Source organism: Bosea vaviloviae (assembly GCF_001741865.1).
GTDB lineage: Bacteria > Pseudomonadota > Alphaproteobacteria > Rhizobiales > Beijerinckiaceae > Allobosea > Allobosea vaviloviae.
This window is the reverse complement of the sequence record NZ_CP017147.1, coordinates 598,043-609,907: the sequence shown is the minus strand read 5'-3', so window position 1 is coordinate 609,907 and position 11,865 is coordinate 598,043. Positions and strand designations below refer to the sequence as shown.

General features: G+C 66.3%; 10 protein-coding genes. 6 read left to right on the top strand and 4 right to left on the bottom strand.

Features of this window, described 5'->3' with window-relative positions:
- Window positions 1–2: 2 nt before the first annotated feature.
- The 6 genes from BHK69_RS02910 (at window position 3) to BHK69_RS02885 (ending at window position 6,161) form a co-directional block, all read left to right on the top strand.
- The gene (locus BHK69_RS02910) at window positions 3–908 is read left to right on the top strand and encodes a transporter substrate-binding domain-containing protein (RefSeq protein WP_083269780.1); all 906 of its coding nucleotides are present in this window, start codon (window positions 3–5) and stop codon (window positions 906–908) included.
- Between the two features lie 193 nt (window positions 909–1,101).
- Window positions 1,102–1,764 carry an amino acid ABC transporter permease gene (locus BHK69_RS02905; protein ID WP_069688797.1) on the top strand — a complete coding sequence of 221 codons (663 nt, stop codon included), beginning with the start codon at window positions 1,102–1,104 and terminating at the stop codon, window positions 1,762–1,764.
- Between the two features lie 10 nt (window positions 1,765–1,774).
- Window positions 1,775–2,491 (top strand): amino acid ABC transporter permease, encoded by a 717-nt coding sequence (locus tag BHK69_RS02900; RefSeq protein WP_069688796.1) that lies wholly within the window; start codon window positions 1,775–1,777, stop codon window positions 2,489–2,491.
- 40 nt (window positions 2,492–2,531) lie between these two features.
- Window positions 2,532–4,031 carry an argininosuccinate lyase gene (argH, locus tag BHK69_RS02895; RefSeq protein ID WP_069688795.1) on the top strand — a complete coding sequence of 500 codons (1,500 nt, stop codon included), beginning with the start codon at window positions 2,532–2,534 and terminating at the stop codon, window positions 4,029–4,031.
- A complete protein-coding gene (locus BHK69_RS02890; protein WP_069688794.1) occupies window positions 4,028–4,795 on the top strand; it encodes an amino acid ABC transporter ATP-binding protein in 768 nt (255 codons plus the stop codon). Before argH ends, BHK69_RS02890 begins: the two co-directional genes overlap by 4 nt.
- Window positions 4,788–6,161 carry an NAD(P)/FAD-dependent oxidoreductase gene (locus BHK69_RS02885; RefSeq protein ID WP_244548381.1) on the top strand — a complete coding sequence of 458 codons (1,374 nt, stop codon included), beginning with the start codon at window positions 4,788–4,790 and terminating at the stop codon, window positions 6,159–6,161. The genes BHK69_RS02890 and BHK69_RS02885 overlap by 8 nt, the downstream gene beginning before the upstream one ends.
- 13 nt (window positions 6,162–6,174) lie before the next feature.
- Here the strand turns inward: BHK69_RS02885 and lpdA are convergent, their stop codons facing one another.
- The 4 genes from lpdA to BHK69_RS02860 form a co-directional block, all read right to left on the bottom strand.
- Window positions 6,175–7,572, bottom strand: coding sequence for a dihydrolipoyl dehydrogenase (gene lpdA, locus BHK69_RS02880; protein WP_069688792.1), 1,398 nt, complete (start codon window positions 7,570–7,572; stop codon window positions 6,175–6,177).
- Window positions 7,573–7,791: 219 nt separating this feature from the next.
- Window positions 7,792–9,126 carry a dihydrolipoamide acetyltransferase family protein gene (locus BHK69_RS02870; protein ID WP_069688790.1) on the bottom strand — a complete coding sequence of 445 codons (1,335 nt, stop codon included), beginning with the start codon at window positions 9,124–9,126 and terminating at the stop codon, window positions 7,792–7,794.
- Window positions 9,126–10,142 (bottom strand): alpha-ketoacid dehydrogenase subunit beta, encoded by a 1,017-nt coding sequence (locus BHK69_RS02865; protein WP_069688789.1) that lies wholly within the window; start codon window positions 10,140–10,142, stop codon window positions 9,126–9,128. The genes BHK69_RS02870 and BHK69_RS02865 overlap by 1 nt, the downstream gene beginning before the upstream one ends.
- Window positions 10,143–10,294: 152 nt before the next feature.
- Complete coding sequence (locus BHK69_RS02860; RefSeq protein WP_069688788.1) at window positions 10,295–11,542, bottom strand: 3-methyl-2-oxobutanoate dehydrogenase (2-methylpropanoyl-transferring) subunit alpha; 1,248 nt, start codon at window positions 11,540–11,542, stop codon at window positions 10,295–10,297.
- Window positions 11,543–11,865 lie beyond the last annotated feature (323 nt).

Below are 11,865 nucleotides of genomic sequence, written 5' to 3'. Positions count from 1 at the left end.
CCATGACGCAATTTCAGACTTGGACGCAGTTTCAGACTTGGACGCAGTTTCAGAGCTGGACGCAGTTTCACAGCCGGCGCCTGCCGGTGCTTTCGACGCTTGCGGCCCTTGCCGCGACCGTCTTGTCCTCAGGGCTCGTAAGCGCGCAGACCCTGCCGCCGCTGCCCGCGGCGATCAAGGCCGCAGGCCTTCTCAAGGCCGGCGTGCGCTGCGACCAGCCGCCCTATGGCTACAAGGACGAGACCGGCAAATTCGCCGGCGTCGAGACCGACATGGCGATCCAGATCGCCGCCTGGGCCTTCGGCTCACCCGACAAGATCGAGTTGACCTGCGTGACCGCGGAGAACCGCATTCCGCAGCTCTCCGGCAAGAAGGTCGACCTGCTGATCGCGACGCTCGGCGTCACGCCCGAACGCGCCCGCGTCATTGACTTCTCGAAGCCCTATCGCTGGGGCGGCAGCGACATGCTGGTCGCCAAGGACAGCCCGATCAAGAAGCTCGACGATGTCGCCGGCAAGATCGTGATCATGCTGAAGGGCTCGACCCAGGCGAAATGGTTCGAGGACAACATGCCGAAGGTCGACAACCTCAGGCTCAACACGGCTTCCGACGCTTTGCAGTCACTGAAGCAGGGGCGCGGCGACGCCTATACCCATGACGCCGCAACGCTGATCGTGATCGCGGCCAAGGACCCGACCCTGCGTCTCGTCGGGGAGCCCTTCGCGATTTCCGATGCCGCCGTCGGCGTGCGCAAGAACGAGGCGGAGTGGCTCGCCTATGTCGATGCCACGCTCGACCGCATGAAGGCCGAGGGCCTCTACGCGAAATGGGTCGACAAGTGGATCCCGGCCGATATCCGGCCCTTCTACACCGAGGCCTTCGAGAAGCCGAAGCCGACGGCGCGCTAGAGCATTGCGCGAAAAAGTGGGTACCGGTTTTTCGCGTGAGCAATGCTCTAAACTCCGGGAATCGATCACGTTTTCCGCATTCGGACGATTCCGTCCGAATGCGACGTGATCTGAGCTGCGATCGGCGGGGCGGCGTCGCCGCTCCGGCCTTCTCTTCCGGCCTTCTCTTCGTCGCGCAGGGGATATCCGCAGGATGGAATTCGACCTCGCCTATCTGATGGCGCAAGGGCCGGCGCTGATGCGCGGCCTGTGGCTGACCGTGCAGGTCAGCGCGATCTCCATCGTGCTGTCGATCGTCATCGGGTTGATGGGCGCAGCGGTCAGGGTGTTGAAGCTGCCGGTGCTGGACAAGCTCGTCGTCGGTTACGTCGAGTTCATCCGCAACACGCCGCTGCTCGCCCAGCTCTTCTTCATCTTCTACGGGCTGCCGACGATCGGTCTCAAGCTCTCGCTGTTCTGGTCGGGCGTGCTGAGCCTGACGCTCTGGGCCGGCGCCTATCAGGTCGAGAACATCCGTGGCGGGCTGGAGACGGTCGCGAAGGGCCTGCGCGAGGCGGCCTTTTCACTGGGTCTGACGCCGTGGCGCTTCTTCCGCCTGATCGCGGCGCCGATGGCGATCCGGGTCGGCCTGCCCTCGATGCTCAACACCTCGATCTCGCTGTTGAAGAACTCGTCCTATCTCCAGGCGATCGGGCTGGCCGAGCTGACCTATGTCGCGATCGACCGGATCTCGATGGATTTCCGCACGATCGAGATGTTTGTCGCGATCTGCGTGATCTATCTCGCGCTCGTCCTGGTGCTCTCCGTCTTCGCCAACCGTCTCGAGAACCGGCTGAACAAGCCGTTCCGGGTTTGAGGAGAGGGCCATGACACTCCTCGTCAAGAACCTGCCCTTCATCCTCCAGGGCATCGGCATGACCCTGGCCCTGGCGCTGGCGACGCTGCTGATCTCGACCATGATCGCCTTCATCCTGGGCATCCTGGCGACCCTGCGCTTCCGCTGGCTGCGCTGGCTGGTGAAGGCCTATGTCGAATTGTTTCGCGACATCCCGTTGATCGTGAACATCTTCTTCGTCTTCTTCGTCGCGCCGCTGTTTGGCATGGAACTGTCGCCTTTCGCGGCCGTCACGGTCGGCCTCTCGCTCTGGGGCAGCGCCAACGGCACCGAGATCGTGCGCGCCGGCTTCGCCTCGGTGCCCAGGCATCAGTGGCAGAGTGCAGCCGCGCTCGGCCTCAAGCCCTGGGAGGTCTATCTCTTCATCACCGGCCCGCAGGCGCTGCGCTCGATCTTGCCGCCCTTCGTCGGCTTGCTGACATTGCTCGTGCAGGCGACGTCGCTCGGCGCGCTCGTCGGCGTCAGCGAGTTCTTCAAGGTCGGCCAGATCATCGTCGAGCGCACCACGATGATGGAGGGCTGGAATCCGGCCTTCACCGTCTATGGCGCGGTGCTGCTGATCTATTTCGTCATCTGCTCCGCGCTGACCTGGTTCGGCCGCTGGCTCGAACGCCGGTTGAAGAACGACCAGCGCAGGCCTGCCTCAGTGGGCCCGCTGCTCGTCAAGCCGCTGACGCAGCTGCCCTGACTCTCGCTCTCATAACAAGACAACGCCCGAGGATATCGCCATGGAATCGAAAGTCAGCCGCCGCTTGACCGAGACGGTCGCGCAGGAGGTCTGCGACCATATCTACGGGCCGCGCCTCGCCCGCGATTTCCGCGCCGTCTTCGGCTACATGACCGATCTCAACCAGGCCCATGTGCTGATGCTGGCGCGCTGCGGGCTGATCTCGCCTGATGCTGCCAAGGCGCTGGCGGCCGGCCTGCTGCGCATGGAGGAGGAGGGGCCCGAGGTCGTCGAGCTCGATCCGCAGCGCGAGGATTCCTACTTCAATTACGAAGCCCATCTGATCAAGCTGATCGGCACGGATGCGGGCGGGCGCATGCATATCGCCCGCAGCCGCAACGACCTCACCGCCGCGCTCGACCGGTTGCGCGCCCGCGATCTCCTGCTCGACGCCGGACAGGCGCTGCTCCAGGTCGAGGAGCATGCGCTCGATGGCGCCTTCCGCTTCCGCGACGCGGTGATGCCGGGCTACACCCATCTGCAGCCGGCCCAGCCCGTGACCTATGGCTTCTATCTCGCCGGCGTGGCGCAATCCTTCGAGCGCGATTTCGGCCGGCTCTCCGACGCCTGGGCGCGCACCAATATCAGCCCGCTCGGTGCCGGCGCTCTTGCCGGCACGACCTTCGCCATCGACCGGCATGCGGTTGCCGCCACGCTCGGCTTCGAGGGGCTGATCGAGAACACGCTCGATGCGGTGGCGACCCGTGATTTCGGCCTCGAGATCCTGGCGGATCTCTCGCAGATCGCGATCGGCTGGAGCCGCGTCGCCCAGGATTATCACGTGCTGGTCTCGCATGAGTTCCAGACGATCGAATTCCCCGACCGCGTTACCGGCACCTCCAGCATCATGCCGCAGAAGAAGAACCCGGTCGTGCTGGAGCACCTCAAGGGCAAGGCGGGCCATCTGCTCGGGCTCTATGTCGCCTCCGCCACGGCGGTGAAGGGCACGCATTTCACCAATACGATCGACGGCAACCGCGAGGGCATGCGCGGCGTCTGGGAGGCGGGCGAGGAAGCTCTGCGCTGCCTTGCCCTGTTCGATCTGATCATCGCCACCGGCCGGCCCAACGCCGCCTTGATGAAGCGCCGCGTCACCGAGGATTTCGCCTCGGCGACGGACCTTGCCGATGTGCTGGTGCGCGACGCCGATCTCTCCTTCCGCGAGGCGCATCACATCGTCGGCGCCGTCGTGCGCGCGGCGATGGATCGCGGCCTCGCGGCTGACGGCATTACCACCGAAATGGTCGATGACGCCGCCCGCGACCAGCTCGGTCGGCCGCTCGGCCTGTCGCCGGCGCTCGTGCGCGTCAGTCTCGACCCGACCGCCAGCGTCGCGGCCCGCACCCTGCCGGGCGGTCCGGCGCCCGAGGCCGTCGCGCGCTCGGTCGAGGCGGCCCAAGTGCGGCTGGAGACGCGCCGCGCCGATCTTGCCGGCAAGCGCAGCCGCTTGCAGCAGGCGCGCGAGGCCCTGAAGCGCGACATGCGCCAGCTCGCCTCATGAGCCATGCCAGTCCGCTGATCTCGCTGAAAGGCATCGGCAAGCGTTTCGGCACCCATGCCGCGCTGCAGGGCATCGATCTCGATGTCGCGGCCGGCAGCGTCGTCGTGCTGATCGGTCCGAGCGGCTCGGGCAAGAGCACGCTGATCCGCTGCATCAACGGGCTGGTGCGTCCCGACGAGGGCTCGCTGACGGTTGCCGGCCGGGCTGTCGACATCTATGACGAGGGCGCCTGGCAGGGGCTGCGGACGCAGATCGGCATGGTCTTCCAGGATTATGCGCTGTTTCCGCATCTCAGCATTCTGCGCAACATGACGTTGACGCCGCAGCGCCGCCGCAAGCTGCCGCGCGCGGTCGCGGAGGATGAGGCGCGCAAGCTGCTCGCGCGCATCGGTCTCGCCCATAAGGCCGATGACTACCCCTCAGCTCTGTCCGGCGGGCAGCAGCAGCGCGTCGCCATCGTCAGGGCGCTCGCCATGCAGCCCAAGGCGATCCTGTTCGATGAGCCGACCTCGGCGCTCGATCCCGAGACCATCACCAGCGTGCTCGACGTGATGCGCGCTCTCGCTCGCGAGGGCACCACCATGGTCGTCGTCACCCATGAGATGGGCTTTGCCCGTGAGGTCGCCGACCGTGTCGTCTTCATGGCTGATGGGCGCATCGTCGAGCAGGGGCCGCCCGCCGAATTCTTCGCCAATCCACAGCATGAGCGCACGCGCGCCTTCCTGTCCAACATCAGATCTTTTGGGGAGGCAAACCATGCCTGACCAGACTACCAAGCCTGACCAGACTACCAAGCCTGACCAGACCTGCATGCCTGACCAGACCAGCGTGCTGGCGCCGAACTTCACCACCGATCCCTATTGGTGGGATGCGGCTCCGCCCGAGGCGGCGCGTGATCCCTTGCCGACGCGGACCGACGTGCTCGTCGTCGGCTCCGGTTATTGCGGGCTCTCGGCCGCAGCCGAGCTTGCGCGCAACGGCGTCGACGTGACCGTGGTCGATGCCGAGGAGCTTGGGGCGGGCGCCTCGACCCGCTCCGGCGGCATGGTCTCCAGCGGCCAGAAGCTCGTCATCGGCGGCGCGATCAAGGGCGTCGATGCGGCCCGGATGTCACGCTTGCTGGAGGATTCGCTCGCCTCCTACGATCATCTCAAGACATTGATCCGCGAGCAGGGGCTCGATGCCGATCTCGCCGTGCTCGGGCGCTATTTCGGCGCGCATGTGCCCCGCCATTACGATCGCCTGCGCCGGCAGGGCGAGCTCCTGGCGAAGCACACCGGCGTCACCGTCCACGACATCCCCAAAGCCCGCCAGCACGAGATCACCGCGACGGATCTCTACCATGGCGGCATCGTCATCGACGATTATGGCGGGCTTCATCCGGCGAAATACCATCGCGCGCTGCGCCACCTCGCCGCCGCCAATGGCGCGACCCTGCGTTCGCACGCGCCGGTGCTGAAGGTCGGCCCGGCTGAGGGCGGTTTCCACATGGTCGAGACCGGTCGCGGCATGATCCGTGCCCGCAACGTCTTCTTCGGCACCAATGGCTACACCGACAAGGCGCAGCCCTATCTGCAGAAGCGCATCGTGCCGGTGCGCAGCTATCAGATCGCGACCGAGCCGCTGCCGCCCGAGCTCATGGACGAGATCAATCCCGGCCGGCGCATGATCACCGACAGCAAGCGTGAATTGATCTATAGCCGCCCCTCGCCGGACGGCACGCGCATCCTCTTCGGCAGCCGGCCGGGCATGTTCAGCATGGCGGAGCGTGAGGCCGCACTGAGCCTCCATGCGATGATGCTGAAGGTCTGGCCGCAACTCGCCGGCTACAAGGTCACGCATTGCTGGAGCGGCAAGGTCGGCATGACCGCCGACAAGATCGCCCATATGGGCCGCCGCGACGGCGTCGATTTCGCCATCGGCTGCAACGGCAACGGCGTCGCGCTGATGAGCTATCTCGGCCATCAATCGGCGCTGAAGCTGCTGGGCCGGCAGAACCGGGCCTGCGCCTTCGACGATCCGGCTTTCCCGGCGGTGCCGCTCTATAACGGCACGCCCTGGTTCCTGCCGATCGTCAGCGGCTGGTATCATCTGCAGGACGCGATCGACCGGCGCATGGCGCGGTTCTAGCGCGAGCCCGTTTTCAGATGTGGATGGCGTGACCCAGCGCCATCAAGGCCGCCTCCTGCGCGGCTTCGCCAAGCGTCGGATGGGCGTGGATCGTGCCGGCGATGTCCTCCAGCGTCGCGCCCATCTCGATGGCGAGGCCGAAGGTCGAGGATAGCTCCGAGACGCCCTGGCCGACCGCCTGGATGCCAAGCACGAGCTGCGTCTGCGCCTGCGCGACGATGCGGACAAAACCCTGCTCACCATGGCGAGTCATGGCCCGGCCATTGGCCGCGAAAGGGAATTTCCCGGTCTTGATCTCGAGCCCGGCCTTGCCGGCCTCCTCCGGCGAGAGCCCGACCGAGACGATCTCGGGGTCGGTGAAGCAGACCGCCGGAATGCAGCGCTTGTCCCAGGCGCGTGGCAGGCCGGCGGCGATCTCGGCCACCATCTCGCCCTGGGCCATGGCGCGATGCGCCAGCATCGGCTCGCCGGTGACGTCGCCGATGGCATGGATGCCGCGCATCGAGGTCTCGCAGCGCTCGCCGATGCGGATGAAGCGTCCATCCATGTCGAGCACGAGTTCCTCGAGGCCGAGCCCGTTGGTGACCGGCGCCCGGCCGACCGTGACGAGGACCTTGTCGGCTTCGATGCGCTTCTCTTCACCCCCAGCGGTTTCGATAAGCAGCGCGTTGCCCTTTGGCGTCATGCCCCGGGCTTTCGCGCCGAGCAGGACCTCGACGCCGAGTGCGGCGAGATGCTTTGCGACGGGAGCGGTCAGTTCGGCGTCATAGAGCGGCAGGATGCTTGCCTGAGCTTCGACGACCGTGACCTTCGCGCCGAGCTTGGCGAAGGCGGTGCCGAGTTCCAGCCCGATATAGCCGCCGCCGACCACGGCGAGGCGCTTGGGAACCTCGGTCAGCGCCAGTGCGCCGGTCGAGGAGATGACATTGCCGCCGAAGGGCAGGAAGGGCAGTTCGACCGGAGCCGACCCCGTGGCGATCACGATCGTCTCGGCCTTGATCGTTCGCGGTCCGGTCTCGGTCTCGACGATGACGGTCTTGCCGTCGCGGAAGCGGGCACGGCCATGGACGATCTTGACCTTGGACTTGCGCAGCAGCGCGGCGACGCCGTTGTTGAGACGCTGGACGATGCCGTCCTTCCACGCCACGGCCTGCTTCAGGTCGAGCTTGGGAGCCGATGCCGTGAGGCCGAAGGGGGTCTTGCCGGCGGCGGCGTGGGCTGCCTTCTCGAATTCCTCGGCGACATGGATCATCGCCTTGGACGGAATGCAGCCGATATTGAGGCAGCTGCCGCCGAGCTTGGTGCTCTCGACGATGACGGTGTCGAGGCCGAGCTGGCCGGCGCGGATGGCGCAGACATAGCCGCCGGGACCGGCGCCGATGACGAGCAGCTTGCAGGTGATTTCTGTCATAGCGCGCTTCCGTTATCCGAGGTCTCGCGGTCGTCTCGGCTAGCGCCCGTCATTGCGAGCACCCGGGTCTTGCCTTTGGCAAGCCCAAGTACAGGCTCGGCGAAGCAATCCATGGGGACTGGGCTGAGGCGTTCCGCCAAGCCCCCCTGGATTGCTTCGTCGCTTCGCTCCTCGCAATGACGGATAACTGCGTCGCGCTCGATGACCATCCTCATCACATCACCCATCGATGAACAGCGTTGCCGGATTCTCCAGCAGCTCCTTGAGGCGCTGCACGAAGATGGCGGCGTCCCAGCCGTCGATGACGCGGTGGTCGAAGCTCGAGGACAGGTTCATCATCTTGCGTGGCACGAAGGTGGTGCCGTCCCAGATCGGCCGGATCATCATCTTGTTGACGCCGACGATCGCGACCTCCGGATAGTTGATCACCGGGGTGGTCGCGATGCCGCCGAGCGCGCCGAGCGAGGTGATGGTGATGGTCGAGCCGGTGAGTTCGTCGCGCGTCGCGGTGCCGTCCCGCGCCCGCTCGGCGATGCGGTTGAGTTCGATGCCGCAGCCCCAGATGTCGCGCGCCTCGGCATGCTTCACCACCGGCACCATCAGCCCTGTCGGCGTCTGCGTCGCGATGCCGATATGGATGCCGGCATGCTGGTGGATGACGCCTGCATCGTCGTCATAGAGCGCGTTGAGGTTCGGCTGCTCCGAGATCGCCTTGACCATCGCCCGCATCAGGAAGGGCAGCAAGGTGAGCTTCGGGCGTTCGGGGGTCGGCTTCTTGTTCAACGTCGCGCGCAGGTCTTCGAGCGGGGTGACGTTGACCTCCTCGACGATGGTGATGTGCGGGATGCGCGATTTCGACAGCGCCATCTTCTCGGCGATCTTGCGCCTGAGGCCGACGACCTTGATGTCGGTGACGGCGGTCTTCTCCGACAGGCCCGGCGCGCGCTCGGCGTCGGGGCCGCGCAGCAGGTAGGCGTCGAGATCCTTATGCAGGATGCGGCCGGCGGGGCCTGTGCCGGAGAGCTGGCGCAGATCGATGCCGGCCTCGCGCGCCTTGAGGCGTACCGCCGGCGAAGCGAGCGGCTTTTCGCCGGGCGCGCGGCGCGACGCCGGGTTTTGAGCGATCGCCTGGACCACGCCCCGCGTCGGCTTTGGCACCGTCATCGCCTTGGGCGGCTCGACGGTTGGTGCGGGCTTTGACGCTTCGGCTTTCGCAGCCGGGGCTTCGGTCGTCGCCGCCGGCTTTGCGGCGGGCTTGGGCGCTTCCTTGGGCGCTTCGGGCGCGGCCGCGGGTTCCTCCGCACTGGGCGCGCCCGCGACCTTGAGCTTTACCAGGGCCGAGCCGATCGCGACGGTGTCGCCGATTTCGGCGCCGATCCAGGTGACCTCGCCATCGACGGGGGAGGGAATCTCGACGGTTGCCTTGTCGGTCATCACGGCGGCCAGCAGATCATCCTCGCGGATGATGTCGCCGATTTTGACGTGCCATTCGACCAGTTCCGCCTCGGCGATGCCTTCGCCGACATCGGGCAGCTTGATGATGCGCTCGGCCATCAGCGGCTCTCCATGATCTGGCGAAGGGCCGCCCCGACGCGAGCCGGGCCGGGGAAGTAGTCCCATTCCTGGGCGTGCGGGTAGGGCGTGTCCCAGCCCGTGACGCGCATGACCGGCGCTTCGAGATGGTAGAAGCAGTGCTCCTGCACCAGCGCGGTCAGTTCCGCGCCAAATCCCGAGGTCAGCGTCGCCTCATGCAGCACGATGCAGCGGCCGGTCTTCTGGACCGAGGCCAGGATCGCGTCGAGGTCGAGTGGCAGCAGCGTGCGCAGGTCGATCACCTCCGCATCGATGCCGCTCTCCTCGACGGCGGCGAGCGCGACATGGACCATGGTGCCATAGGTCACGATGGTGACGGCTGCGCCCTCGCGGCGGATCGCGGCCTTGCCGAGCGGCAGGGCGAAATGCCCGTCGGGCACCTCGCCCAGATCATGCTTCGACCAGGGCGTCACCGGCCGGTCGTGATGGCCGTCGAAGGGGCCGTTATAGAGCCGCTTCGGCTCGAGGAAGATCACCGGGTCTGGATCCTCGATCGCCGCGATCAGCAGGCCCTTGGCGTCATAGGGGTTGGACGGCACCACAGTCTTCAAGCCCGAGACATGGGTGAAGAGCGCTTCGGGGCTCTGGCTGTGGGTCTGCCCGCCGAAGATGCCGCCGCCGGTCGGCATGCGGATGACCAGCGGGCAGGTGAAATCGCCAGCCGAGCGGTAGCGCAGCCGCGCTGCTTCCGAGACGATCTGGTCATAGGCCGGATACATGTAGTCGGCGAACTGGATCTCGACGCAGGGGCGCAGCCCATAGGCCGCCATGCCGATCGCGGTGCCGACGATGCCAGCCTCGCTGATCGGCGCGTCAAAACAGCGATTGACGCCGTATTTCTGCTGCAGCCCATGGGTGCAGCGGAAGACGCCGCCGAAGAAGCCGACATCCTCGCCATAGACCACAACGTTCTCGTCGCGCCCCATCGCGACGTCCAGGCCTGAGCGGATCGCCTCGATCATCGTCATCCGGGCCATCAGACGAGGCCTCCGTCGGTGAGCGCAACAGCCCCGTCATTGCGAGGAGCGAAGCGACGAAGCAATCCAGGGGGACGTGGAGTACTGCCGCTCCTGGATTGCTTCGCTTCGCTCGCAATGACGGGGAGGTTCACACGCGAAACAGACATCCCTCACACCCCGATCTGCTGGCGCTGCCGGCGCAGATGCGGCGGCAATTCGGCGTAGACGTCCTCGAACATGTCGCGGGCCGAGGGTTTCGAGCCGGAATGCAAGGTGCCGAAGCTCTCGGCCTCCTTCTGCGCGGCGATGACGGTTTCCAGGATCTCGGCCTCGGTCTGCTTGTGGCGCTCCTCCGACCAAACCCCCGCAGCGATGAGATGGTTCTTCAAGCGGATCAGCGGATCGCCCAGCGGCCAGCCATCCGATTCATGCTTCGGCCGATAGGCGGACGGGTCGTCCGAAGTCGAATGCGCGCCGGCGCGATAGGTCACGTATTCGACCAGCGTCGGCCCGAGATTGCGCCGCGCCCGCTCGATTGCCCATTGCGCGACGGCGTAGACCGCAAGGTAGTCATTGCCGTCGACCCGCAGCGCCGGGATGCCGAAGCCGAGGCCCCGCGCCGCGAAGGTGCCGGAGCCGCCGCGCGCGATACCCTGGAAGGTCGAGATCGCCCATTGGTTATTGACGACGTTGAGGACGATGGGCGCCTTGTAGGTGGAGGCGAAGACGAGCGCGGCGTGGAAATCGGATTCCGCCGTCGAACCGTCGCCGACCCAGGCGGCCGCGATCCTGGTGTCGCCCTTGATGGCCGAGGCCATGGCCCAGCCGACGGCCTGGACGAACTGGGTGGTGAGGTTGCCCGAGATCGAGAAGAAGCCGTGCTCTTTCGAGGAGTACATCACCGGCAATTGCCGGCCCTTCAGCGGGTCGCGCTCATTCGAGTAGATCTGGCACATCATGTCGACGAGCGGGTAGTCGTGGGCGATCAATAACCCGGCCTGGCGATAGGTCGGGAAGTTCATGTCGCCGGGCGAGAGCGCGATGCGGAAGGCGCAGCTCACGGCCTCTTCGCCGGTGTGCTGCATGTAGAAGGAGGTCTTGCCCTGGCGCTGGGCCATCTGCATGCGGGCGTCGAAGCTGCGCAGCGTCATCATATGGCGCAGGCCGCGGATCAAATCGTCATGGCTAAGCTCCGGAACCCAGGGGCCGACAGCCTGGCCGTCGCGATCGAGCACGCGGATGATCGAATAGGCGAGGTCGCGGATTTCCTTGGGGTCGATATCGACCGGCGGGCGGCGCACCGAGCCCGCCTCCGGAATCACGACATTGGAGAAATCGGGCTTGCCGCCGGGCCGGCTCGCCGGCTCGGGCACATGGAAATGCAAGGGCGTCCGCGAACTGGGCGCTGGCGAACTCATGGGTGTTTTCGAACTGGGCGTTTTCGAACTGGGTGTTTGCCGACTCATGGCCGCACTCCTGCAAGGGCGGGCAACACGCCTCGCCGCCGGTCCCGGGGCAGATCAAACGCCCGCTCACGGCCGATGTCCACGGGGCCCGGCGCGACGCGGCGGCGTGGCGCCGTCATGGGCAGGCCGGATGGGCTGAACGGGTGAGACGACAGCGCAGGCCGCGGCTGCGGCAGCGCTGCCGGCCGGTTCCTTGATCACGATCCGCCTCTGCGTGCGCTTCGTCACCGCTCTCTCCCCCTTGGACAAAAGGCTAGCCCGTCCCCGGAAAAGAA